Source organism: Streptomyces sp. CA-249302 (assembly GCF_050936785.1).
Taxonomy (GTDB): domain Bacteria; phylum Actinomycetota; class Actinomycetes; order Streptomycetales; family Streptomycetaceae; genus Streptomyces.
Genome location: NZ_JBNJMG010000001.1, coordinates 7,784,479 through 7,809,206, shown reverse-complemented (window position 1 = coordinate 7,809,206; position 24,728 = coordinate 7,784,479). Strand labels below are relative to the sequence as shown.

15 protein-coding genes are annotated in these 24,728 nt (G+C 71.3%); 6 read left to right on the top strand and 9 right to left on the bottom strand.

The features are described from left to right. Positions 1–56: 56 nt before the first annotated feature. The 3 genes from ACQEWB_RS35515 to ACQEWB_RS35505 are packed head-to-tail and all read right to left on the bottom strand — an operon-like array spanning position 57 to position 3,742. Entirely contained in the window at positions 57–995 is a 939-nt protein-coding gene (locus tag ACQEWB_RS35515) for a carbohydrate ABC transporter permease (RefSeq protein WP_432838405.1), read from the bottom strand. Further along, complete coding sequence (locus tag ACQEWB_RS35510; RefSeq protein WP_432838403.1) at positions 992–2,026, bottom strand: ABC transporter permease; 1,035 nt, start codon at positions 2,024–2,026, stop codon at positions 992–994. The genes ACQEWB_RS35515 and ACQEWB_RS35510 overlap by 4 nt, the downstream gene beginning before the upstream one ends. A 27-nt stretch (positions 2,027–2,053) precedes the next feature. Next, positions 2,054–3,742, bottom strand: coding sequence for an extracellular solute-binding protein (locus tag ACQEWB_RS35505; protein WP_432838401.1), 1,689 nt, complete (start codon positions 3,740–3,742; stop codon positions 2,054–2,056). 326 nt (positions 3,743–4,068) lie between these two features. On the opposite strand from ACQEWB_RS35505, the gene ACQEWB_RS35500 reads away from it, so the two are divergent. From ACQEWB_RS35500 to ACQEWB_RS35485, 4 genes are all read left to right on the top strand, one after another. Beyond that, positions 4,069–6,903: a glycoside hydrolase family 3 C-terminal domain-containing protein gene (locus ACQEWB_RS35500; protein WP_432838399.1), complete on the top strand. Its 2,835-nt coding sequence runs from the start codon at positions 4,069–4,071 to the stop codon at positions 6,901–6,903. A gap of 197 nt (positions 6,904–7,100) precedes the next feature. Next, positions 7,101–7,985, top strand: coding sequence for a hypothetical protein (locus ACQEWB_RS35495; RefSeq protein WP_432838397.1), 885 nt, complete (start codon positions 7,101–7,103; stop codon positions 7,983–7,985). Further along, complete coding sequence (locus tag ACQEWB_RS35490) at positions 7,985–10,120, top strand: bifunctional serine/threonine-protein kinase/ABC transporter substrate-binding protein (RefSeq protein ID WP_432838395.1); 2,136 nt, start codon at positions 7,985–7,987, stop codon at positions 10,118–10,120. The genes ACQEWB_RS35495 and ACQEWB_RS35490 overlap by 1 nt, the downstream gene beginning before the upstream one ends. A 41-nt stretch (positions 10,121–10,161) precedes the next feature. Next, complete coding sequence (locus ACQEWB_RS35485; protein WP_432838393.1) at positions 10,162–12,429, top strand: bifunctional serine/threonine-protein kinase/ABC transporter substrate-binding protein; 2,268 nt, start codon at positions 10,162–10,164, stop codon at positions 12,427–12,429. Between the two features lie 66 nt (positions 12,430–12,495). Here the strand turns inward: ACQEWB_RS35485 and ACQEWB_RS35480 are convergent, their stop codons facing one another. The 3 genes from ACQEWB_RS35480 to ACQEWB_RS35470 form a co-directional block, all read right to left on the bottom strand. Then, entirely contained in the window at positions 12,496–13,941 is a 1,446-nt protein-coding gene (locus tag ACQEWB_RS35480) for an aldehyde dehydrogenase family protein (RefSeq protein ID WP_432838391.1), read from the bottom strand. A 147-nt stretch (positions 13,942–14,088) separates the two neighbouring features. Further along, positions 14,089–15,741, bottom strand: a complete 1,653-nt coding sequence (locus ACQEWB_RS35475; RefSeq protein ID WP_432838389.1) for a PucR family transcriptional regulator — start codon at positions 15,739–15,741, stop codon at positions 14,089–14,091. Between the two features lie 106 nt (positions 15,742–15,847). Beyond that, positions 15,848–18,241 (bottom strand): ATP/GTP-binding protein, encoded by a 2,394-nt coding sequence (locus tag ACQEWB_RS35470; RefSeq protein WP_432838387.1) that lies wholly within the window; start codon positions 18,239–18,241, stop codon positions 15,848–15,850. A 254-nt stretch (positions 18,242–18,495) separates the two neighbouring features. Here ACQEWB_RS35470 and gabT point away from each other — a divergent pair, with 254 nt between their 5' ends. Together gabT and ACQEWB_RS35460 are read left to right on the top strand one after the other, a co-directional pair. Beyond that, positions 18,496–19,830 (top strand): 4-aminobutyrate--2-oxoglutarate transaminase, encoded by a 1,335-nt coding sequence (gene gabT, locus ACQEWB_RS35465; RefSeq protein WP_432838385.1) that lies wholly within the window; start codon positions 18,496–18,498, stop codon positions 19,828–19,830. A gap of 221 nt (positions 19,831–20,051) precedes the next feature. Beyond that, positions 20,052–20,882, top strand: coding sequence for a phosphatase PAP2 family protein (locus ACQEWB_RS35460; protein ID WP_432838383.1), 831 nt, complete (start codon positions 20,052–20,054; stop codon positions 20,880–20,882). On the opposite strand, the gene ACQEWB_RS35455 is transcribed toward ACQEWB_RS35460, so the two are convergent. The 3 genes from ACQEWB_RS35455 to ACQEWB_RS35445 all read right to left on the bottom strand — a co-directional run bounded on the left by ACQEWB_RS35455 (position 20,821) and on the right by ACQEWB_RS35445 (position 24,712). Then, positions 20,821–22,632: a chitinase gene (locus tag ACQEWB_RS35455; RefSeq protein ID WP_432838381.1), complete on the bottom strand. Its 1,812-nt coding sequence runs from the start codon at positions 22,630–22,632 to the stop codon at positions 20,821–20,823. The genes ACQEWB_RS35460 and ACQEWB_RS35455 overlap by 62 nt on opposite strands. Positions 22,633–22,702: 70 nt before the next feature. Beyond that, positions 22,703–23,161 (bottom strand): hypothetical protein, encoded by a 459-nt coding sequence (locus ACQEWB_RS35450; RefSeq protein WP_432838379.1) that lies wholly within the window; start codon positions 23,159–23,161, stop codon positions 22,703–22,705. A gap of 132 nt (positions 23,162–23,293) precedes the next feature. Further along, positions 23,294–24,712 (bottom strand): NAD(P)/FAD-dependent oxidoreductase, encoded by a 1,419-nt coding sequence (locus tag ACQEWB_RS35445; RefSeq protein ID WP_432838377.1) that lies wholly within the window; start codon positions 24,710–24,712, stop codon positions 23,294–23,296. Positions 24,713–24,728 lie beyond the last annotated feature (16 nt).

Genomic DNA, 24,728 nt, shown 5'->3' with positions numbered 1-24,728 from the left:
CACAACGAACCCGTGGCCGCCGTGGGTCCGCCAGCCCCCACTTCACTGGGCGTCGGTCAGCCCTTGACCGCTCCGGTCAACATGCCCTTCTTGAAATGCCGCTGCACGAACGGCGAAAGCACAGCCACCGGCAACAACGCCATCACCATGACCGCCATCTGCACGGCCAGCCCGGACAACTCCCCGGTCTTGATCGCCTGCCCCAGCCCCACCGGCGCCTGCTGCTTCTGCACCAGCTGGATCATGACGTTCTGCAACGGCATCATGTCCTGGTCGTTCAGGTACAGGGACGCGTTGAACCAGGCACTCCAGTACCCGACGGCGTAGAACAGCGTGATCACCGCGAGCACCGCTCGCGAGAGCGGCATCACGATCTGCCAGAGGATCCGGAAGTCGCCCGCGCCGTCGATGCGCGCGCTGTCGATCAGTTCCTGCGAAATGCCCATGAAGAACCCGCGCAGGACGAGGATGTTGAAGACGCTCACCGCGCTCGGCAGGATCAGGGCGAGATAACTGTCGGTCAGGCCCAGGGACTGGACCAGGAGGTACGTCGGGATCAGGCCCGCGCTGAAGAACATGGTCGCGAGCAGCAGCATCAGGAACCAGCGGTGGCCGAGCGAGCCGATGCGGGAGAGACCGTAGGCGCACAGCACCGACACGGTCATCGAGAAGAGCGTGCCGACGAGGGTGATCAGAACGCTGATCACCGAGGCCCGGGTGACCTGCCCGCCGCTCAGCAGCTCCTTGTACGCGACGAACGTGATGCCCTTGGGGATCATCACCAGCCCGCCCGCCTCGTCGATCGTCCTGCGCGAGGACAGGCTGGTGACGACCACGATCCAGAGCGGGAAGAGGATGCCGAGGCAGGCCAGGGTCAGGACCAGGCCCTTGCCGGCGACGCCGGCCCTGCTGGGCTCCTCCTCCCACACCGGGCGCGGCGGGGCGGCCCAGCGGGACGGTTCCCGTACGGGCGGCTTGTCGATGACGGCGGTCATTTCTTGTACACCCCCTGCTCGCCCATGAGATGGGCCACCTTGTTCGCGGCGAGTACCAGTCCAAGGCTGACCACGCCCTTGATCAGCCCGGCGGCGGCCGCGTAGCCGAAGTCCTGGTTGCGTACGCCGTTCCACCACACGAAGGTGTCGAGGACCTCCGCCGCCCCCGGTCCCACGGCGTCCCGTTGGAGGAGGATCTGTTCGAAGCCCACGGTCAGCGCGTCGCCCACCCGGAGGACGAGCAGCAGGGCTATCACCGGGCGCAGCGCGGGGAGCGTGACGTGCCACATCCGGCGCCAGCGGCCGGCGCCGTCCATCGCCGCCGCCTCGTAGAGGTCGGGGCTCACGGACGCGAGCGCCGCCAGGAAGACGATGATCCCCCAGCCCGCGTCCTTCCAGACGCTCTCCGCCGTGACCAGGAACTTGAAGGTCGACGGGTCGCTCATGATGTCGAGGCCGTCGTAGCCGTGCTGCCGCAGCAGCTGCGACAGCAGGCCCGCGCCACCGAAGATCTGCTGGAAGACGGAGATGACCAGCACCCACGAGAAGAAGTGCGGGAGATACAGGATCGCCTGTGAGAGCGCCCGTACCCGGGGTCGGACCACGCTGTTGATCAGCAGTGCCAGAGCGATCGGGATCGGGAAGAAGAGCACGAGCTGGAGGAAGAACAGCACCAGGGTGTTCTTCACCGCGTTCCAGAACGCCGAGTCCGCGAAGATCTGCTGGAAGTTCTCCAGGCCCACCCAGGCGCTGTGCAGCATGGACACGATGCCGTTGTCGCTGACGTACGGGTCGTAGTCCTGGAAGGCGACGATGTTGCCGAGGATCGGCAGGTAGTTGAAGACCAGGAGCAGCAGGACCGCGGGCAGCGTCATCAGGATCAGGACGCGGTCGCGCCTGAACCTGACGCCCAGGCCGAGCTTCCCGGCCTTCGTCTTCTTCCCGGTTCCGGCGGAGCCGGACGCCACCGGGGTCTTCCCCGTACTGTCTTCGGCCTCGGCCCTGCTGCGAGGCACCGTGCTGTGGGACACGGCCGTTCTCCTTGCCTCAGTGCCTGGTCAGCTCGCCGAACCGTTGTCGTCGAGCAGCTTCTGGTACCAGTCGCGCAGCTTGTCGCCGCCCTTGCTCTTCCAGTCGGAGACGGCCTGCTGCATGTCGCTGATCTTCTTGCGGCCGCGGGTGATGTCGTCTTCCAGCTGCTCGAAGTCGTTCATGAGGTTGGTGTAGCGGGACGGCTCGGTGATCATCTGGCCGAAGAAGCTGGACTTCTTGGTGAAGGAGCCCATCCGCTGCTGCCACGCCACCTGGGCCTTGACGACCTCGGGGAAGTCGGGGTGGGCGAGAGTGGAGGCGGGGCTCGCGATCATCACGTAGGCGTTGATGACCTCGTTGTTGCCCTGGGTGGTCTTGGTGGGCACACCGTTCTTGACGGTGTAGTGGGTGCCCTCGACGCCGTAGTCGGTGGCCATGTACTCCTTGGTCCCGTACGGCGCGGCGGTGACGTTGGCGACGGCCAACGCGTCATGGATCACCGACTCCGAGGCCTTCTTGTTGATGAACGCGAAGATGCCGGCGGGCTGTTCGGCCCAGACCTGGGGATCTCCGCCGTCGTGGGCGTACACGTCCATGCCCCCGATCTTGAAGTCCGGGTTCTGGGTGGCCTGTTCGGCGGTGCGGCTGTACCACTGGCTGATGTCCTGGGCGTAGATCAGGAACTCGCCGGCGGCGAACTTCGGGCCCGGGTCGGGGGCGTTCTTGCCCAGCATGGAGTCGGGGTGCACGACCCCGGCGGCGAAGAGCTTGCGGGCCCACTCGATCGCTTCGAGGTACTCCTGGGTCTCGATGCGGTTGACCAGCTTGCCGTCGACGAGGTTCCAGCCCAGCGGCTTCTCACTGCCGGAGAGCACGCTGAACATCTGCCAGGCGGTCCACTTCATGTCCATGCAGGCCCACCGCTTGGCCTTGGCGTTGGTGATCTCCTTGGCCAGGGAGAGGAACTCGTCCGCCGAGCGCGGGAGTTCGTAGCCCTCCTTGTCGAAGATGTCCTTGCGGTAGAAGGGCACGATGTTGGTCACGTACGAGGCGGGCATCGGCAGGCCCCGCAGCTTGCCGCCGAAGATGCAGCGTCGCCAGGCGTCGGTCGGGATGGCGGCGAGGTTCGGATAGTCCTTGACCTTGTCGCCCGCGAGGTAGGGGCCGAGGTCGGCGAACTTGCTGATGATGGCGGTGGGTATCTTGCCGCCCATGTTCCAGCCGGGGACGACCACGACGTCCGGTACCTCGCTGGAGGCGAGGACCGCGCCGAGCTTCTGGTCGTAGGTGTTGCCGTCCTGGTTCTGCCACACGACGTCGACACCGATCAGGTCGTTCATCGCCTTGTAGTAGGCGTTGTCCTGCTTGGGCGGGGAGCCCCAGAACGGCGACATGACGGTGACCTTGCCGCCCTTGCCCAGCTTCTTCGGGACGGAGGTCTTCAGGGTGGCCAGGTCGAGCTTGCCGGTGAAGCCCATCGACGAGCCGTACTTGGACGGGATGTCCGGCGTCACCACGTTGTTGGCGACGAAGGCCGGCAGCAGCTTGTTCGCGCCCTTGCCCGCGGAGGAGCCGCCCCCCGACCCGCTGTCCGACGCCCCGCAGGCGGCAAGCAGCGGCATCCCACCCGCAACCGCCGCGGTGGCGACCGCAGTTGAGGCGAGGAAGCTTCTCCGGCTGGGCCCGGAGGAGGCGGAAGCGGCGTTCGGCGTCATTGCGTCAACCCTTCATGGCGCACCAGGACACCCGGCGGTGGCCGTCGGCTGCGGTGTCTCGAGTGGAACTGGCTGAGCTGAAGCGGATCCTCCGACCAATTCGGTACGTTCGATAGTCGAAGCGCTTCGATGTTGCTGCGAGGTTAAGTGAACACCTGAGGGTGCACAAGGGTCGCTCCCAACATTCCTCCGAGCTATCGCCATCGACCTTTTCTTATGCGCCGCTTGAAGTAACAGTGAGCATCCCTTGACACCCGCCCACTCGTCGAATGAGCATCGAAGCGCTTCGAAAGCGCATGGCCGCTCCATCGCAAGGGGATCCCCACGTGACCGAACAGACGCCGCCCACGCCGCCTTACCGCGATCCGCAACTGCCCTTCGCGAAGCGCATCGACGACCTGCTGGAGCGGCTCACCCTGGAGGAGAAGGTCTCCTTCCTGCACCAGTACGCCCCGGCCGTCGACCGCCTCGGCATCGCCGCCTGGCGCACCGGCCAGGAGGCCCTGCACGGTGTGGCCTGGATGGGCCCGGCGACCGTGTTCCCGCAGGCCGTGGGCCTCGGCGCGACCTGGAACACGGATCTGGTACGCCGTATCGGCGAGGCCGTCTCCAAGGAGGCCCGGGCGATGCACGCCCGCGACGACCGCGTCGGCCTCAACGTCTGGTCCCCGACCGTCAACCTCCTGCGCCACCCCCTGTGGGGCCGCAACGAGGAGGGCTACTCCGAGGACCCGAAGCTGACCTCGGCCATCGCGACGGCGTACACCCGCGGTCTGCGCGGCGAGCACCCGACGTACTGGCGCACGGCGCCCGTCCTGAAGCACTGGCTGGCCCACAACAACGAGACGGACCGGGCCACTTCGTCGTCCTCGGTGCGCCCGCGCGTCCTGCACGAGTACGACCTGCGCGCCTTCCGCGAGACGGTCGAGGCGGGCGCGGTGGCCGGGGTGATGCCGGCGTACAACCTGGTCAACGGCCGCCCGAACCACGTGTCGCCGTATCTGCGCGAGCACCTGCGGGCCTGGACCGACGAGGACCTGCTGGTCTGCTCGGACGCGGGCGCGCCCTCCAACCTGGTCGACCACGAGCACTACTACGACACCCACGAGGAGGCGACGGCGGCCGCCCTCCTCGCGGGCGTCGACAGCTTCACCGACCACGGGACGGAGAGTGCGCAGATCGTCGGGCGCGTCCAAGGCGCGTACGAGAAAGGCCTGTTGACGGAGGCCGACATCGACACCGCCGTCCGCCGCCAGCTCTCCGTCCGCTTCCGCCTGGGCGAGTTCGACCCGCGGTACGACCCGTACGCGGGTACGCACGACTTCGACACCCCGGCGCACCGCGTGCTCGCGCTGGAGGCTGCCGAGCAGGCGGTCGTCCTGCTCAAGAACGACGGCCTGCTCCCGCTCGCCCCCGACACCCGGGTCGCGGTGGTGGGCCTGCTCGCCGACGAGTGCAAACTCGACTGGTACAGCGGCACGTTGATCCACCGCTCGACACCTCTGGAGGGCCTGTACGAGCGGTTCGGCGCGGAGCGTGTCGAGTTCGCGGAGGGTGTCGACCGCATCCGTCTGAAGACCTCGGCCGGCGTCTTCCTCCAGGTCCCGGCCGTCGAAGCCGACGACGAAGTGCGCGGCGCCGAGGGCGCGTTGGACCCGGCGCTGCTCGCCGGCCGCACCGACCTCCCGCCGCTGACCACCGACCCGGCCGGCACCGAACTCGCCCTGATCGACTGGGGCGAGGGCGTGCTCACGCTCCGCGCGCCGGACGGCCGCTACCTCTCGGTGGCCGAAGACGGTTACGTACGCGCCTCCGCGGACCAGCCCGGCGGCTGGGTCGTCCAGGAGACGTTCCGCCTGGAACCCCATGCGAACGGTCACCTCCTCAGGCACATCGGCACGGGTCGCCATGTGTCCGTCGCCGCCGACGGAGTGAAGGTTGCCGACGGGAATCCGGAAGTCTTCGAGATGCTCGTCGTCGAGCGCGGCGAGGAGGCGGTGCGGCGGGCCGCCGAGCAGGCGGACGTGGTCGTGGTCGTGGCGGGCAACGACCCGCACATCAACGGCCGCGAGACCGAGGACCGTACGACCCTGCACCTCCCCGAGCACCAGGAGCGACTGCTGCGCGCGGCCCGCGCCGCGAACCCGCGCACCGTCCTGACCTTGGTCTCCGCGTACCCCTACACGGTCCGCACGTCCGCCCTGCCCGCGGTCCTGTGGACGGCCCACGGCGGCCAGGCGGCCGGCACCGCGCTCGCCCGGATCCTCTCCGGCGACGTCTCCCCGGGCGGCCGCCTGCCCCAGACCTGGTACGAGGACGACGGCGATCTGCCCGGCCTCCTCGACTACGACGTCATCGGCAGCCGCCAGACGTACCTCTACTTCGAGGGCACGCCGCTGTTCCCGTTCGGACACGGCCTGTCGTACGCGAGCTTCTCCTACGGCGATCTGGCGACCGCGGTGGACGGCGACGCGGTGCACGTCTCCTTCACGGTCACCAACACCGGGGACGTGTCGGCCGACGAGGTCGCCCAGCTCTACACCCGCGCCGTCGAGCCGACGGTGACCCGCCCGCGCCGCGAGCTGGTCGCCCACCGCCGGGTCACCCTCGCCCCCGGCGAGAAGACGGAACTCGCCTTCGAAGTCCCGCTCTCCGCCTTCGAGTTCTGGGACGTGGCGCGCGGCGGACGGCGCCTGGAGCCGGGCCCGTACGACCTCCTGGCCGGCTCCTCCAGCGAGGACGTCCGGCTGCGTACGACGGTGCTCCTGGACGGCGAGCCGGACGCCCCGCGCCCCGTGCTCCAACGCGGCCTGGAGGCGGCCGACTTCGACGAGCAGAGCGGTGCGGCGATCGTCGACCGGACGAAGGCGGCGGGCGACGCGGTGACGCCGGAGCCGAACCGGACGGCCGAACTGGTCTACCGGGACTGCGATTTGGGCGACGGCGTCACGGAGGTGAGCGTGACGGTCGCGGGCGAGGGAGTCGTCGAGCTGTCCCTGGACGGGGGCGCGGTGCTGGCCCCGCTGAGCCCGGAGACCGCCACCCCGGGACCGTACGACTACATCACCCTCGACGCCGGGATCGTCGCCGAGGGCGTGCACGACGTGCACATCAGGCTGCGCGGCCCGCTGCGGCTCGCGCACGTCGGCTTCTCCGGCTGAGGGTCCGGAGAAGACCGACCGAAGAAGGGGCCCGGCACCGGAAGGCATCGGTGCCGGGCCCCTCTGGGAAGCGGATATGAAAACGGTTCCCATTACCTAGAAGCCTGGGGAGCCGGATTCCGGAACCACCGGGCGCCGCAGTGGCATCGGTAGGAACATCGGGGTGACCGTCGGCACGGTGAATGGGGTGGGGAACCGTGGCACACGGAAGCGCGCCGCGCGCCTGCGGGGTGGTTACGGCGTTATGCGGGCTGCTGCTGTCGGGGTGCACCGGCGGCAGCGGCCACGCGACGGGGACGGCGACGCCGAAGGCGACCGCGAGCAGCAACACGGGCACTGCGCGCACCGGTTCGCCGCGCTCCCGGGCGCTGGTCTCCAGGACCGATCCGGCGAAGGTGCCGAGAACCCCGGCACAGGCTCGGGCACTGTTGGAGAAGGTGGTCGCCGGGCCGGAGCTGTTCGGGCCGCACGTGGTGCGGGCGACGCCGTTCGAGCGGGATCCGGACCGGTGGGTGTATCTGGGCGACGACTGCGCCTGGCGCCAGGAGGCGTTGCCGAAGGACGTGCTGGCGACGGCGACCTGGCGCTACGAGGAGCCGGCGGCGGACGGCAAGGGCTCCGTCCGCTTGCAGATCAGCGTCGGAGTGCACCGTACGGCCCTGGACGCGGCCTGGGCGCAGGCCCGGATGCTGGAGGAGGGCCTCGGCTGCGGGGAGCAGTTGCTGCGGCCGGGCGAGCGCCTGACGGGTCTGAACTCGTCCGGGATCCTGCTGGGCGAGCGCGGAAACGACGCCTACGACGACTGGCTGATCGAGGACGGCGAGTGCGTCAGCGACACTCGGGGCGGACCGTACCCGTACGCCTGGTACCAGGCGACGCTCGGCCCGGTGGTGATCGGGGTCTCCGGGTGCGGGGGACGCGGGCGCACCGACGACGACGTGCACGACCCCGTCTCCTCGGTCCAGTCCAAGATGGCGATCCGGGTGCAGCAGGCCATCGGATGGGAGGCCGTGCCGGCAACCGGCTCGGCGTCGTCCTCCGCTTCCGCCTCCGTGTCGCCCTCTGTGAAGGAGGGCTCGTGATGGAGCGGCTGCTGCCCTCCGACCCCTCCCGTCTGGGCGGCCACCGGCTGCTGGGGCGGCTGGGCGCCGGCGGCATGGGCGTGGTCTATCTGGCCCGGAGCGAGGCCGGTGACCTGGCCGCGGTCAAGGTGATCCGGCCCGAGTACGCCGACGAGGCCGACTTCGGGGTCCGTTTCCGACGAGAGGCGGACTCCGCCCGGCGGGTGGACAGTCCCTGGGTGGTGCGGGTGCTGGACGCGGACACGGAGGCGGCAGCGCCGTGGCTGGCGACGGCGTTCGTGCCGGGACCGTCGCTGGCCGAGGCGGTGGCGGCCTGCGGGCCGCTGCCGGAGCGGGCGGTGCGGGTGCTGGGCAAGGTGCTGGCGCGGGCCCTGTCCGCGGTGCACGACGCCGGCCTGGTGCACCGGGACGTCAAACCCGGCAACGTCCTGCTCGCCCTGGACGGCCCGCGGCTGATCGACTTCGGCATCGCGCGGCCGACGGCCGTCGAGGAGACGGCGCTGACCGCGGACAGCGTGGTCGTGGGCACTCCCGGCTTCCTCTCCCCCGAACAGGCCCGCGCCCGGCGCGTGGGACCGCCGAGCGACGTGTTCTCGCTGGGCTGCGTGCTGGCGTACGCGGCGACGGGCCGCCTCCCCTTCGGCACCGGCGCGGCGGACGCGCTGCTGTACCGCACGGTGCACGACACGCCGCGGCTGGACGGCATCGAGGACGCCGAGTCTCGGGCGCTGCTCGAACGCTGTCTGGACAAGGAGCCCGAAAACCGGCCCACGACGGCCGAGTTGGACGCCGCCCTGGTCGAGGACGCCCCGGAGGGCTCCATCGACTGGCTGCCGGACGCGATCGTACGGATGGTCGCGGACCGGTCGGCCGAACTGCTGGCCCTGCCCGGCATCGAGCCCACCGAGATCGGAGCGGAGCCCGCGCCCCCGCGGCCGGGGCGCCGCCGGATGCTGAGCCTGGCGGCCGGCGGTGTGGCCCTGCTCGCGGTGGGCGGCGGCGGGATTCTGTGGGCGACGCTGCGCGACGACGAGAAGGACTCGGGTACGACCGCGGGACGTCCGTGGATCATCGGCGTACAGGCGGATCTGAGCGGGCCGCAGAAGGCGGCCGGTACGGCGCAGGCACGGGCCGCGCGGCTGGCCGTCGAGCGGTTCAACTCCCGTGCGGACAAGCCTTTCACGCTCACCCTCCGGGTCGCGGACGACGGCGGCGGCGCCGGGCGGGCACTGGCCGCGGCCCGGCACCTGAGCGGCGACGACGACGTCCTCGCGGTCCTGGGCCCCACCGGAGCCACCTCGGTCCGGGCGGCCGTGGAGGTGTACGAGGGCGCCGGGCTGCCCCTGCTGACGGTCTCCGACGTATCGCCCTACACGGCGTCGAACGTCCTGCTGAACTACCCGAAGTTCTACTTCCATACGACGCCCACGGCCGACACCGGCGCCCAGATCGCCCTCGCGACGGCCGGGCTGCAGGGTTCCCGCCGGCCGGGCCTGCTGGTGGACCGCGCGGGCGGGGAACTCGGCACGGAGAACGACAACCTCGTCCCCGGGGCGGCGCGGCGCCGGCAACTGGACCTGTACACACGGGTCGTACCGGCGATCGCGCCCGACCCCGCGTCCGTGCTCCCCGACATGCTCGGCCACGGCATCGACGGCCTCCTGTACATGGGGACTCCGGAGCGCGCCGGTGCCGTCGCCCGGGCGCTGGCCGAGCGGGACTTCCGCGGTCCGCGCTTCCTGGAGGAGTCCCTGGCCACGCAGGCCTTCCTCACCGCGGCGGGCGGCGCGGCCACGGGATGGCAGGCCATGACCTCGTACATCTCCCCGAACGCCGAATCCGTACGGGACTTCGCCACCGCCTACCGCAGGCGTTACGGCGGCGCGCCGGGCGACTGGGCGGCCGAGGCCTACGACGTGACAGGGCTGGTCGTCGACCGGCTCACCGCGCTCGCCGGGAGGGCCGGCCGACGCCCGAGCCGCGCGCAGCTCACCGAGGCACTCGGGAAAGCCTCGTACAAAGGGCTGGTCGCCACGTACTCGTTCCGGGAGAACCTCGACCGCAAGGCCCTGCGGTTCCACGAGTACCGGGTCGAGGACGGCCGGTTCGCGTACGTACGGTCGGTGAACTTCTAGGCGTTTCAGACGGGTTGGGCCTTGAGGAGGGCAGAACGGCGATGCTGGCGCTGCGGGCCGAGGACCCCGAGGAGTTGGGCGGGCACCGCCTGCTGGCCCGGCTGGGCTCGGGCGGCATGGGCGTGGTCTACCTGGCCCGGGCGGCGGACGGGGCGCTGGTGGCGTTGAAGGTGATCCGCGCCGAGTACGCGGCGGACCCCGCCTTCCGGGCTCGCTTCCGACGCGAGGTGCGGCTGGCCACCGGGCTGAGCGGACCCTGGCTGGTGCCGGTGACGGCCGCGGACGCCGAGGCCCGCGAGCCGTGGCTGGCCGGCACCTTCGTGCCCGGTCCGTCCCTCACGGAGGCGGTCGAGACGTACGGACCGCTGCCCGCGCCCACTGTCGTCGTGCTGGGCCGTCTCCTCGCGCAAGCCCTGGCCGAGGTGCACGAGGCGGGACTGGTACACCGGGACGTCAAGCCCGCCAACGTCCTGCTCGCCGTCGACGGCCCCCGGCTGATCGATTTCGGCATCGCACAGGGCGCCGGCGCCACGGCACTCACCTCACCCGACGCGGTCGTCGGCACCCCCGGCTACCTCTCCCCGGAGCAAGCCCGGGCGGACGAGGTGGGCGCGCCGAGTGACGTCTTCTCACTGGGCTGCGCCCTGGCGTACGCGGCCACCGGCCGTCGGCCCTTCGGCACCGGCGACCCGGCGGCGGTCCTCTACCGCACGGTCCACGAGAGCCCCGACCTCGCCGGACTGGAACGCCTCCTGCCACCGCCCGTGCACACGGCGATCACCGGCTGCCTGGCCAAGGCCCCCGGGGACAGGCCTACGTCAGCCGCGTTGCACCGGGTGCTGGTGGCCGCCGCGGAATCCGCCGGGTCCTCCGTCGCGGCCGCAGGACTCACCGCGGTCTCCGATGCCGATGGCTCGTCCGGGCCCATGGGCCCGCCCGGCACCGCCGCCCCGGCCGTCCCACTCGACTGGCTGCCCTCCACCGTGCTTCGTCTGGTGGCCGACCGGTCGGCGCGTGCCCTCGATCCGCCGCCCCGCGCCGCGGCCGCCTCTCCGAGGGCCGGGGCTCAGGGCGACGGGGTGCGTTCGCCCTCGCGTCGCCGGCTCCTCACGGTCGCCGGTTCGGCGGCCGCGGTGCTCGCCGCGTCCGGTGTCGGCGCCGCCGTCGTGCTGACCCGCAAAAGCGCCGCCTCGGGTGGCTCGACGCACGGTGTGCCGACCCATGTCATCGGGCTGCAGGCCGACTTGACGGGGCCTCAGAAGTCGCTCGGAACAGAGCACGAGCGCGGGGTCCGGCTGGCCGTCGCCGCTCACAACGCCCGTACCGACGTGCGTTTCCGCCTCGCCGTGAAGACCGTCGACGACGGCGGCGAGGCCGCCCGGGCGCGGCGCGCGGCCCGCACCCTGATCGCGGATCCAGCGGTCCTCGCGGTGGTCGGCCCCACCGGCACGCTCACCGTGCGCGCGGTCGGCCGGCTGTACGACACCGCGTCCACGCCCCTCGTCGTCGTCTCGGTGGAACCCACCGCCACGGGCCTGTTGACCAACGCCGACCTGCGCACGATCTGCGTGACCAGAGTCCCGCAGCGCGCGGAGGACTACCCGCTGCTCGACTATCTGACCCGCGTCCACCGCACCCACCGCACGTCCGTGATCGTGGACCGCGCGTCCGGTGACCCGGTATGGGCCCTCGCCCAGGCCCTGGACGAGACCCCGCCGGCCCACGGAACGGCCGCCCTGCACGAAGTGCCCGCGGACCAGGACGACTTCGGGCCGGCGGTCGCCGCCGCCCTGGACTTCCGCGCGCAGGCGGTCGTCTGCATGAGTACGTCACCGGCCCGCGCCGCCCGCTGTGCCCAGGCGCTGGCCACCGCGGACTTCACCGGGCCGCGGCTGGGCCTGGAGGCGGTGATGCGTCCGGCCTTCCTGACGGCGGCCGGCGCGGCGGCCGAGGGCTGGGTGCTCGAAGCCCCGTACACCGATCCGGCCTCGGACGGATCCAAGGCCGCCAGGGCGTTCACGGCGGCGTACCGCGAACGCTATGGCAGCGCCCCGGGCCCCTGGTCCGCCGAGGCATACGACGCCGTAGGCCTGATCGCCGCCACCCTGACCGCGCTCGGCGGGGGCACCGGCACCGAGCGCGGCCAGGTCGCCGAGCGGATCTTCCGCACCACCTACGACGGCGTTGCCAAGCGGCTGGACTTCGACGAGGACACCCGCGCCCTGGAATCCATGGGCAAGACCTTCCTCTACCAGGTGACGGACGGGGAGTTCCGCTTCCTGGGACGTAACGACCGGGTGGGCGCGTAGCCGCCCACGGGAACGGCCGCAAGCCCCGCACAGCGGACTGCGGCCGCTCTCGCCGTCACCGGTCGGTCAGAGGGCGAGTCCCGTCAGCACCAGCACCCGCTCGTACGTGTAGTCGTCCATCGCGAACTTCACGCCCTCACGGCCGACACCGGACTGCTTGGCGCCGCCGTACGGCATCTGGTCGGCGCGGTAGGAGGGGACGTCGCCGATGACGACGCCGCCGACCTCGAGGGCGCGGTGGGCGCGGAAGGCGACCTGGAGGTCGTGGGTGAACACCCCTGCCTGGAGGCCGTACTTGGAGGAGTTGACGGCGGCGAAGGCCGCCGCCTCCCCGTCCACCTTCTGCACGGTCAGCACCGGCCCGAAGACCTCCTCGCAGGAGATCGTGGTGTCCGCCGGTACGTCGGTGAGGACGGTCGGCGCGTAGGAGGCGCCGTCGCGGTCACCGCCGGTGAGCAGGCTCGCGCCGGCCTCGACGGCCTCCTTCACCCACGCCTCGACCCGCTTGGCGGCGTCCTCGCTGACCAGCGGGCCGACGTCGGTCTTGTCGTCGCCCGGGTCGCCGGTGACCTGGGCCTCGACGGCGGCGACGACGCGCGGCAGCAGACGGTCGTAGACGGAGGCGTCCGCGATCACCCGCTGCACGGAGATGCAGGACTGCCCGCCCTGGTAGTTGGAGAAGGTGGCGATACGGGTGGCGGCCCAGTCGAGGTCGGCGTCGGAGGCGAAGTCGCCGAGGACGACGGCCGCGCCGTTGCCGCCCAGCTCCAGCGTGCAGTGCTTGCGCGGCACCGAGTCCATGATCGCGTAACCGACCTTCTCGGAACCGGTGAAGGAGATGACCGGCAGCCGCTCGTCCTGGACGAGGGCGGGCATCTTGTCGTTGGCGACGGGGAGGATGCTCCAGGACCCCGCCGGCAGCTCGGTCTCGGCGAGCAGGTCGCCGATGATCAGGCCGGAGAGCGGGGTGGCGGGCGCCGGCTTCAGGATGATCGGCGCGCCGGCGGCGATGGCCGGGGCGATCTTGTGGGCACAGAGGTTGAGCGGGAAGTTGAAGGGCGCGATACCGAGGACGACGCCCTTCGGGAAGCGGCGGGTGAGGGCGAGCCGGCCCTGACCGCCGAGGTCGGTATCGAGCCGCTGGGCCTCACCGCCGTTGAACCGCCGGGCCTCCTCGGCCGCGAACCGGAACACGGAGACGGCACGGCCGACCTCGCCCCGGGCCCACTTGATCGGCTTGCCGTTCTCGGCGGAGATCAGCTGGGCGATCTCCTCGGTGCGCTCGACGAGCCGCTTGCTGACGTGGTCGAGGGCGGCGGCGCGGACGTGGGCGGGGGTGGCGGCGAACTCCTCGCGGACGGCGTACGCGGCGGCCACGGCCTCTTCGACCTGGGCGTCCGTCGGCACGCTCACCCTGCCGACGAGTCGGCCGTCCCAGGGGGAGGTGACGTCGAAGGTGTCCTCGCCGGTGACCTGGCGGCCGGCGAGCCAGAAGGCGGTGCTGGAAGTCATGTCGGGTTCCGGCCCTTCGGCGCTAGGGGGTGATGTTGCTGGCTTTCGGGTCCACGGTAGGACGGGGTGGGGGTGGGAGTGTTTGGCCGGGGTGTAGTGGTGGGCGGCATCCATACGCCGGATCGGCAGGTTCGGCCCGCGGGGTTCCTAGTCCGCCGACGTCGCCTTCAGCGCCAGCCACAACTCCATCCGCACATCCGGATCGTCCAGCGACCGTCCCAGAATCTCCTCCACCCGCCGCATCCGGTACCGCAGGGTATGCCGGTGCACCCCCAGATCCGCGGCCGCCGCATCCCACTGCCCGTGTCGCGACAGCCAGGCCCGCAGCGAGGCCACCAGATCCCCCCGCCCGGTCGCGTCGTGCTCGTACAACGGCCGCAACAACCCGTCGGCGAACGCCTTCACCGCGTCGTCGGCCAGCAAGGGCACCACGGACCCCGCCGCCAACTGCTCGTGCTCCACGAACACCCGCCCCCGCCGCCGAGCCACCGACAGGGCCTGCTCGGCCTGCTTGTACCCCGCCGCCGCGGCGATCGGCCCGACCGGCGCCGACGCCCCGACGACCAGCTCGTCCTCGTCACCCCCGGTCTGCTCCCGCCCGGCGCCGGCCCGCGCGGCCTCGACCGCGGCCGCGTAGTCCGCGCACGCACCAACCGCCGCCCCCTCGTCCGCGGCGACCACGACCAGCCGTTCCCGCTCCCCGTCCCCCTCCGGTACGACGAGCACGGCCTCCCCCGCCCGAGCGGCCGCCGCCTCCACGGCCTCGGCCAACACGGCGAGCCGACCGCCGTCGGCCTTGTCGCCGGACCTGCCCACCTCCAGATGCGCATGGGAATCGACGGACATCCGCACCACCGGAACGGACTCGGCGACGACCATCCGGAAGGGCGCGTCCAGCAGCCCGCCGTACAGATCCCCGGCCACGGCCCGCGCATGGTCCGGCTCCCCGGCGAGCAGCATCCGCAGCACCGCCGCCCCGATCCGCTGCTCGGCGGCATGCAGCGAACGGGACCGTTCGGTCGTCAGCGTCAGCAGCGCGATCGCCGAATGGACGGCGTACCGCTCCGCCGTACCCAGCGTCGCGGCCGTCCCGACGGCCAGCGCGGCGCGCGGCCGCCGCCCGGTGCCGATGGAGTGCAGCTCGACCCGGTCCTCGTTCTCCGGCCCGCCCACCACCGAGGAGGCCGGTGCCGGCCTCTCCCTCAACCGCTCCACGTCCGCCGTGAGCCGCGCGGCCCGCCGCCCCGCCCACTCCGGCGCGGTGGCGACGACGGCGCCCGAGGCGTCGTACAGCGCGGCCCACCCGTCGACCTGCGAGGCGAGCGCGGCGAGCAGCCCCTCGGGGCCCTCGGCGAGCGCCTGCCGGGTCAGCTCACGCTGGGCGGCGAAGCCGGCGGTCACCGCCCGGTACTGATCCGCGGCGATGGCCGCGCTCACCGCCTTGCTGATGGCGAGGAAGGGCGTGCGCCGCGGCACCTCCAGCAACGGCAGCCCTTCTTCCTCGGCCGCGTCGACGAGCGCTTTGGGAACGTCGTCGTAATTGACCCCGACGGCGAACCCCAGCCCCACCACCCCCGCCCCCACCAGCCGCTTCACATACCGCCGCATCGCCTCCGGATCCTCCGCGTCCAGCTTCAACGCGGTGATCAGCAGCAGCTCCCCACCCTCCATGTACGGCACGGGATCGGCGAGCTCACTGACATGCGCCCACCGAACGGGCACATCCAGGCGGTCCTCGCCCGCCCGCACGGTCAGCTTGAGCGCGGAGTGGTGGACGAGGGAGGCGAGCGTCGGGGGCATGAGGCCTTCAGGTCTGTGTGGGCCGCATGACCCTTGTGATCATTTGGCCGCCATGTATGAACACCCTATGCCGATTCTGCCGCCCCGTACGGTCGACTCCGGCCCGTCAGCCCCGCAGATCCACCAGCAACGGGGGTGCGTGCTCGCCCTTCACGGTGGTCAACGACAGCACTGCGTGCCCGGGCGGAACCTCGTGCGCCAACTCCGAAGCCGACCACCGCTCCCGCTCGACCTGGCGCACGGTGACGGCGTCCGTGGTGACCGCCTTGCCGGTGACGAGCTTGCGCAGGGCGTGGATGGCACGGGTCATCGGCTGGTCGGCGAAGACCGTGTGCTTGGCGACATCCCGCGTCTCCACCCACTCGGTGCCCCAGGCCTGGGCGAACCGGCTGCCGTCCCAGGTCGTCACACCGGAGAAGGCCATACGGCAGCCGACGGCCCCGTACAGCGGACCGTGCAGGGCTTCGGGGACGTCACCGACGGTCCGCAGCGCCAGCACCACCCCCGCGTTCTGGGAGCGGAGCCGCTGGATCCGCCCCACTGACCCGGTGGTGATCGTCCCGGTGGCGTCGTCCAGGACCAGACAGGCGAAGTGAGGCCTCCGCCGCTCTCGTGCGACCGCTCCGAACTGGGCGAGGACGAGCCGCGTGATCACCCGGCCGGCCTCCTCGTGGCCCTGTTCGGGCAGATCGATGCGGACCCGCAGCGGGTGGTGGGCGACAGCCCGCAGAGAGAAGGGCCGCGTCGCGCCGCCACCGAAGAAGTCGGCGAAGACCGGCCGGTTGAGCAGCGCCAGCCGGTCGGCGAGGGCGCGGCCCACGTCGCCCGCACCGCCCGTCTGCCGGATGCGTGCCTCCAGCTCCCGGCGCATCACGGCGTGTTCGTCCGCCGCCAGGGCGTCCCGCAGGGCGGTCACCGCCGCCGGTTCGCCCTCCAGGAGCTCCCGGAGCACGGGCAGGGTCGGGAAACGGCCGTGCACCGCCCGGTAGGGACCGAGCAGTTGGGCCAGCGCGGTGGCGGCGCTCTGGGTGCCCACCGCGTCGAGGTCGCCGACCAGGCCCTCGGCGAGGACGGCGGCCGCCTCGTCGGGGTCGTCGGACTCGGCGTAGGGATCCAGGTCGTGGACGGACGCCCGGTCCCCGATCCGCACGATCACGTCGAACGCCGAGTCCGCGGCGAGCGGCGCCCCGGCCGAGGAGACCGCGACCACCGTGCAGCGCCCGGTGAGCGCCTGCAGGGCAAGGGATTCGGTCAGGGGTTCGACCAGGTGCCGTGTCTTGCCCGAGCCGGGAGGGCCGACCGCGAGCAGCGAGTTGCCCAGGACGTCCGGGCCGAGCGCGGCGCCGGCCCCGTGGTAGGCACGCGGGGCCCGGTCCGCAGCCACCCAGTGCCCGATCCGCACCTGTCCCTCGAGCAGGTCGTGCCGTGCGGAACGGCGGGGCAGGTCCCGGGCGCCGGACGGGTGGGTCCACGCGGCCGCCCCCTGTCGCAGCACCATGTCCCGGAAGGCACCGAGCCCCGCCTCCCGCGCGGCCACCGTCCACGCGTGCGACACCCGGGCGCAGTCCACGTCGTTCATCCGGCCGCCGGCCACCTCGGCAGTCAGCAGGTCCGCCGCCTCGTGCTGGCCGGCCTCCCGCAGTTCGGGCCACTGGGCGCGGGGCCGGTCTGCGGGCGGTGGCCCGGCCTCCGCCGAGGCCTTGCGCGCAGCGAGGCGTTCCTTCGCATAGGCCCACCAGCCACCGACCCTGGCGAAGGGCCACACGACCAGCAGGGTGATGATCGCGTAGACGCTGTCGGTGAACAGCTGGGACTGGAACAGGTCGTAACTGCCCGAGATCAGGGCTACGAGGGAGAAGACCGGATCCACGACCGGCACGGCGTCCCAGCCGACGCCGGGGAAGGCCTTCGGGAAGACCAGGCTGAGCACGACGAGGGCAGCCAGGGCGGCGAGCAGGGCTCGGGCCGGCTGTGACCTGCCGCCGATGAAGTGGCGTACGACGCTCGGCCAGCTGCCCAGCCGGCCCACGGCATAGACGAGCACGGCGAAGAAGACACCGTTGTAGACCACGAGGGCCTCCGCCCCCTCCACGACCACATGCCCCTTGTGCGGCTTGGGAGAGACGGTGCCGGCCCACCACCAGTCGTCCGGGGTGAACAGCTTCAGCAGCACCCACTGGTACGGAACGCCGCCCTGGCGCCACAGTGACCACAGAAGCACCGCCACCACGAACGGCACGAGCAGGCCGACGATCGTGACCGGGGAAAGCCGTTCCGCACCCTGCGCGGCCTTCGGCGGGCGGTACCCATAGCGCCAGATGCCGGGTTTCGCGGTCGGGCGAGGCTCGTTGAGCCACTCGGCGACGGCCGCCCGGTGCTGTTCCGCACCCGGCGCCCGTGGAGGCCGCGGGGGCATCGCCGGCATGTCCGGCGGACCCGCCGGACGCGGCACAGGATTCGCATGCGTCCCCCGCGTGTCCCGCGTCCCGTCGCTGTCCATCGTCCTCGCCCCTTGACCAGCCGTTCCGTCCACCATCAGCGGCCAATCTAACGCCCCGGCATGGGAGTTCACCGCTTACGTGGCCGGACCCCGTGACGGGCGCCATGTCCATCGCGGACAATCCGGATCCACGACAACGCCCACATGGAGCATGCCCACCCCCCACTCCCCGTCCTAGCCTGCGAGAAAAGAAGGCAAGGGTCCGTAAAGGCCAACCGGTCATCCGTAAGATCCGCAACACCCAGGAGCCCCTCATGAGCGCACTTCCGCAGGAGCGCCGCGTCGTCACCGCCATCCCCGGTCCGAAGTCGCAGGAGCTGCAGGCCCGCCGTACCGCCGTGGTCGCGCAGGGCGTGGGCTCCGTGCTGCCCGTGTTCACCGCGCGCGCGGGCGGCGGGATCATCGAGGACGTCGACGGCAACCGTCTGATCGACTTCGGTTCCGGCATCGCGGTGACGAGCGTCGGCGCCTCCGCCGAGGCCGTCGTACGCCGTGCCGGCGCCCAGCTCGCCGACTTCACCCACACCTGTTTCATGGTCACCCCCTACGAGGGCTACGTGGAGGTCGCGGAGGCGCTGGCCGAGCTGACCCCGGGTGACCACGCCAAGAAGTCGGCCCTGTTCAACAGCGGCGCCGAGGCCGTCGAGAACGCCGTGAAGATCGCGCGTGCGTACACGAAGCGGCAGGCCGTGGTCGTGTTCGACCACGGCTACCACGGGCGCACCAACCTCACCATGGCCCTCACCGCCAAGAACATGCCGTACAAGCACGGCTTCGGCCCCTTCGCGCCCGAGGTCTACCGCGTCCCCGTCGCCTACGGCTACCGCTGGCCCACCGGCCCGGAGAACGCCGGTCCGGAGGCCGCCGCGCAGGCCATCGACCAGATCACGAAGCAGGTCGGCCCGGACAACGTCGCCGCGATCATCATCGAGCCGGTGCTGGGTGAAGGCGGCTTCATCGAGCCCGCCAAGGGCTTCCTGCCCGCGATCAGCAAGTTCGCCGCCGACCACGGCATCGTCTTCGTCGCGGACGAGATCCAGAGCGGGTTCTGCCGTACGGGGCAGTGGTTCGCGTGCGAGGACGAGGGGATCGTCCCGGACCTGATCACCACCGCCAAGGGCATCGCCGGTGGCCTGCCGCTCGCCGCCGTCACCGGGCGCGCCGAGATCATGGACGCCGCCCACGCGGGCGGGCTCGGTGGGACCTACGGCGGTAACCCCGTCGCCTGCGCCGGTGCGCTCGGCTCCATCGAGACGATGAAGGAGCTCGACCTCAACGCCAAGGCGAAGAACATCGAGGCGATCATGAAGGCCCGCCTCGGCGCGATGGCCGAGAAGTTCGACATCGTCGGTGATGTGCGCGGACGGGGCGCGATGATCGCGATCGAGCTGGTGAAGGACCGGGGCACCAAGGAGCCGAACCCGGAGGCGACCGCCGCCCTCGCCAAGGCCTGCCACCAGGAGGGCCTGCTGGTCCTGACCTGTGGCACCTACGGAAACGTCCTCCGCTTCCTGCCCCCGCTGGTCATCGGCGAGGACCTGCTCAACGAAGGTCTCGACATCATCGAGCAGGCCTTCGCGCGGATCTGAACCAAACGGAATCCGCAGCTCACGCACAGGATGCCGACCTCCTGCGCCCCATCCGTCCCAGCCCTTGCGATCACTGCGATTCCGGGGCTGGGGCGGCTGGCGTCAGGCCGTGTGAAGAACGTGTGCGGGGTGCATGACGGGACGCGATTCCGCCTGTCTTCCGGCCACCCCCTGCCGTAGGTTCTACCCAGATGAGAGATACACCCCGCCCACAGGGGACTGTGGGTGACATCAGGGCGTGGCCTCCCCAGCTACGACCTGGTCGTGCCCTCGCGCACACACCCGGAGCTTCCGGCTCCGGATCTCCTCACCGATCGGACAGTCGCCCGCCCCAAACCCCCCGGGGTGGGCGTCGATCCGGTCTGGACGGCCGCCTCGGAACCACCCCCCCTGTTCCGGGGCGGCCGACCTTCCTCCTCCTTCTCGGGCTTCCCGCCCTCCTCTTCGCGCTGATCACCTGGCAGGTCGTCTCCGACGGCCTGCTGCTGCGCGTCGACGAGCGGGTCAGCCGGGCCCTCGTCCACCCGGACCGCTTCTCCGAACTCCTCGCAGACCTCGGCAATGTCCAGATCGCGGTCCCGGTGCTCGCCCTCGTCCTCGTCTACGTCGCCTGGCGCGGCCGTGGCGCCGGGACGCCCCGCTGGTGGCTGCCACCGCTCGCGGCCGCCGTCCTGATGGCGCTGGTCCCGGCGCTGATCGTGCCGCTCAAGGTGCTGGTCGACCGCCCGGGCACCCCGGCCGTACCGCCGGCCACCGGCTACTACCCCTCCGGTCACACCGCGACCGCCGCCATCGCCTACGGCGCGGCGACCCTGCTCCTCCTCCCCTGGCTGCGCAGCGCCTACCTCCGCCGCGAACTGGTGATCGCCTGCGCCGTCCTCAACCTCGCCGTCGCCTTCGGCCTGGTCCGGCGCGGCTACCACTGGCCACTGGACGTGGTGGCCAGCTGGTGCCTGTGCACCGTGCTGCTCACCGCGTTCTGCCTCTTCCTCAGCCGAAATAGCCGTCGAACGTCCGCTGGAACTCCCAGTTCGAGTAGCGGTCCCAGTTGACCGACCACGTCATCAGTCCGCGCAGGGCGGGCCAGGTGCCGTGGGTCGGGTACGAGCCGCAGTTCGTCTTCTTCGTCAGGCAGTCCAGGGTCTTCACGACCTCGGCCGGCGCCACGTAACCGTTGCCCGCGTTGGTCGACGCCGGCATTCCGATCGCCACCTGGTCGGGGCGCAGGGGCGGGAAGACGTTGTTCGCGTCGCCCGCGACCGGGAAGCCGGTGAGCAGCATGTCGGTCATGGCGATGTGGAAGTCGGCGCCGCCCATGGAGTGGTACTGGTTGTCGAGGCCCATGATCGGGCCCGAGTTGTAGTCCTGGACGTGGAGCAGGGTCAGGTCGTCGCGCAGGGCGTAGATGACCGGGAGGTACGCGCCGCAGCGCGGGTCCTGGCCGCCCCACTTGCCGGTGCCGTAGTACTGGTAGCCCATCTGCACGAAGAAGGTCTCCGGGGCCATGGACAGGACGAACTTGCTGCCGTACTTCGCCTTCAGGGTCCTCAGCGCCGAGATCAGGTTCACGATCACCGGGGTCTTCGGGTTCTTGAAGTCGGTGTCGTCGGCGTTCAGGGAGAGCGAGTGGCCCTCGAAGTCGATGTCCAGGCCGTCGAGTCCGTAGGTGTCGATGATGTTCGAGACCGAGGAGACGAAGGTGTCGCGGGCCGCGGTCGTGGTCAGCTGGACCTGGCCGTTGGCACCGCCGATGGAGATCAGCACCTTCTTGCCGGCCGCCTGCTTGGCCTTGATCGCCGCCTTGAAGTCCGCGTCCGACTCGACGTTCGGGCACTCCGACACCGGGCAGCGGTTGAAGCGGATGTCGCCCGAGGTCACCGAGGTCGGCTCGCCGAAGGCCAGGTCGATGACGTCCCAGCTGTCGGGGACGTCGGCCACGCGCGTGTAGCCGGAGCCGTTGGCGAAGCTCGCGTGGAGGTAGCCGACCAGCGCGTGGGTGGGGAGGTCGGTGGAGCCGCCGCCGGTCGAGGCGGTCGTCGTCGCGGTGACCGCCGCCGACTTCGCGGACTCCCCGGCGTCGTTGATGGCGGTGACCTGGAAGCTGTACGCCGTCGACGGGGACAGGCCGGTCACGGTGGCCGAAGTGCCGCTCGCCGTCTGGACCTTGGCGCCGTCGCGGTAGACGGCGTAGCCCGTGGCGCCGGTGACCGCCGTCCAGGACAGGGCGACCGAGGAGGACGTGACGGTGCCGGCCTTGAGGCCGGTCGGGGCGGCCGGCGGCTGTCCCGTCGAGGCGCCCGGACCGACCAGGGAGACGTCGTCGGCGTAGTAGGCACCGGTGCCGTACCAGCCGTGCGTGTAGATGGTCACCTTGGTGGTGGCGGCACCGGTGGTAAAGGTCGTGGTGAGCTTCTGCCAGTCGGGGGCGGACTGGGTCCAGGTGGAGACGTCGGTGGTGCCGGTGCCGGACGCGCCGAGATAGACGTAGGAGCCGCGGACGTAACCGCTCAGCGTGTACTGCGAGTTCGGCTGCACGGTCACCGTCTGCGCGCACTGCGCGTTGTCGCTGCCGGCCGGGGTCGCCTGGAGCGCCGAACTGCCGCTGCGCACCGGCGAGTTGACCGTCGTACCACTGCCTGCTGTACAGCTCCAGCCGTCGAGGCCGGACTCGAAGCCGCCGTTGCGCGCCAGGTCCGCGTCGGCCGCACGGGCGGCCGACGAGAGCGCGGTGATGCCGGGCACGGCCAGGAGTACGGCCGTGAGGGCGGCGAGGACGGGTCTGGTGCGTCTTGGGCGATCCACAAGTGCCTCCGGGCATGGGGGAATTGGAGGGGTGGAGCGCACTCAACTTGGTCCAGACCAATCCGGGTTGTCAAGACCTCCCGTCCTCCTCCATGGCCAGGCCCGCCGCCGCCTCGTGCATGGCCAGTTCGAGGAGCGCCGGGTCGGTGAGGGTGCCGGAGCCGTCCGGCGGGACCAGCCAGCGGACCCCGCCGGTGGAGCGGCCCGGGTAGGGAACGACGATCCAGGTGCCGGCCCCGGCCGTGCGGATCCCGGTGCCGAGCCAGCGCGCGGCGGTGCCGGGCGGCACGAAGAAGCCCATCCGGGCGTCACCGAAGTCGACCAGCACCGGGCCGGGTTGGTCGATGACCCGGGTGAGCACGTCGAGCGTCGGATAGCCGAGGTCGGCGGGCAGGATGAGCACGTCCCAGGCCTTGCCCGCGGGCAGCAGCGCGACCCCGAGGGGATTGCGTTCCCACTCCCAGCGGCAGGCCTCGGGATCGGGAGCTACCGATGCCAGCCACTCGACTGCCGTCTTCGCCCCAGTCATGAGAAGACCTCCCTTGTCTCTCGTCGACGCGAGTCGCGTCACGAGGGAGAGGGAGGTCTCCGGCGGGCATTACGCGGGTTTGCCCGACCAGTTACAAGTGAACTGGATCACGCCGCCCCGCGCGGGCCGGCGTCAGCTGTCGAAGCCGAGGCCCAGCTTGTCCATGGTCCGCAGCCACAGGTTGCGCCGGCCGCCGTGCGCGTCCGCGCGGGCCAGCGACCACTTGGTGAGCGCGATGCCGGTCCACGCGAAGGGCTCGGGCGGGAACGGCAGCGGCTTCTTGCGGACCATCTCGAGGGAGGTGCGCTCGGTCTCCTCGCCGCTCAGGAGGTCGAGCATGACGTCGGCCCCGAAGCGGGTGGCGCCGACGCCCAGGCCGGTGTAGCCGGCGGCGTAGGCGACGTTGCCCTGGTGGGCGGTGCCGAAGAACGCCGAGAAGCGCGAGCAGGTGTCGATCGCGCCGCCCCAGGCGTGCGTGAAGCGGACGCCCTCCAGCTGCGGGAAGCAGGTGAAGAAGTGCCCGGCGAGCTTGGCGTACGTCTGAGGCCGGTCGTCGTACTCGCGGCGCACCCGGCCGCCGTACGGGTAGATGGCGTCGTAACCGCCCCACAGGATCCGGTTGTCGGCGGACAGCCGGAAGTAGTGGAACTGGTTGGCGCTGTCGCCGAGACCCTGGCGGTTCTTCCAGCCGATCGAGGCGAGCTGCTCCGCGCTGAGCGGCTCGGTCATCAGGGCGTAGTCGTAGACCGGGACGGTGTACGAGCGCACCCGCTTGACCAGGTTGGGGAAGATGTTGGTGCCGAGCGCGACCTTGCGGGCGCGGACCGAGCCGTACGGGGTGCGTACGGCCATGCCGGCGCCGTAGGTCTTCAGGTCGAGGGCGGGGGTGTGCTCGTAGACGCGGACGCCGAGGGCGAGGCAGGCGCGCTTGAGGCCCCAGACGAGCTTGGCGGGGTTGAGCATGGCGACGCCCCGGCGGTCCCACACACCGGCCTGGAATGTCGGTGAGTCGACTTGTTCCCGTACCGCTTCGGCGTCCAGGAACTCGACGCCCTCCGCCAGGCCCTCGCGCTCCATCTCCTCGTACCACTCGCGCAGTTCCCACGCCTGGTACGTCTCGGTCGCCACGTCGATCTCGCCGGTGCGCTCGAACTCGCAGTCCAGGTCGTGCCGGGCGACCGCCTTCTCGATCTCGTCGAGGTTGCGGGCGCCCAGCTCCTGGAGCCGCCCGATCTCGTCCGGCCAGCGGGCCAGGCCGTTGGGCAGGCCGTGGGTGAGGGAGGCGGCGCAGAAGCCGCCGTTGCGGCCGGAGGCGGCCCAGCCCACCTCGCGGCCTTCCAGCAGGACGACATCCCGCCGCGGGTCGCGCTCCTTGGCGATGAGCGCGGTCCACAGTCCGCTGTAGCCGCCGCCGACGACCAGCAGGTCGCAGGTCTCGGGGCCGGTGAGCGCGGGCTCGGGGTGGGGCTTGCCGGGGTCTTCGAGCCAGTACGGGACCGGCTGCGCGTCGGAAAGGGACTTTGTCCAGCGGTTCATGGCGCTTGGGGCCATGATTTCAACTCCCTAC

Bases quoted from the DNA above. Each gene is read 5' to 3' on its own strand.
- ACQEWB_RS35485 (WP_432838393.1), top strand. From the start codon at position 10,162: ATGCTGGCGCTGCGGGCCGAGGACCCCGAGGAGTTGGGCGGGCACCGC.
- ACQEWB_RS35450 (WP_432838379.1), bottom strand. From the start codon at position 23,161: ATGACTGGGGCGAAGACGGCAGTCGAGTGGCTGGCATCGGTAGCTCCC.
- gabT (WP_432838385.1), top strand. From the start codon at position 18,496: ATGAGCGCACTTCCGCAGGAGCGCCGCGTCGTCACCGCCATCCCCGGT.
- ACQEWB_RS35480 (WP_432838391.1), bottom strand. From the start codon at position 13,941: ATGACTTCCAGCACCGCCTTCTGGCTCGCCGGCCGCCAGGTCACCGGC.
- ACQEWB_RS35515 (WP_432838405.1), bottom strand. From the start codon at position 995: ATGACCGCCGTCATCGACAAGCCGCCCGTACGGGAACCGTCCCGCTGG.
- ACQEWB_RS35490 (WP_432838395.1), top strand. From the start codon at position 7,985: ATGGAGCGGCTGCTGCCCTCCGACCCCTCCCGTCTGGGCGGCCACCGG.
- ACQEWB_RS35505 (WP_432838401.1), bottom strand. From the start codon at position 3,742: ATGACGCCGAACGCCGCTTCCGCCTCCTCCGGGCCCAGCCGGAGAAGC.
- ACQEWB_RS35475 (WP_432838389.1), bottom strand. From the start codon at position 15,741: ATGCCCCCGACGCTCGCCTCCCTCGTCCACCACTCCGCGCTCAAGCTG.
- ACQEWB_RS35470 (WP_432838387.1), bottom strand. From the start codon at position 18,241: ATGGACAGCGACGGGACGCGGGACACGCGGGGGACGCATGCGAATCCT.
- ACQEWB_RS35445 (WP_432838377.1), bottom strand. From the start codon at position 24,712: ATGGCCCCAAGCGCCATGAACCGCTGGACAAAGTCCCTTTCCGACGCG.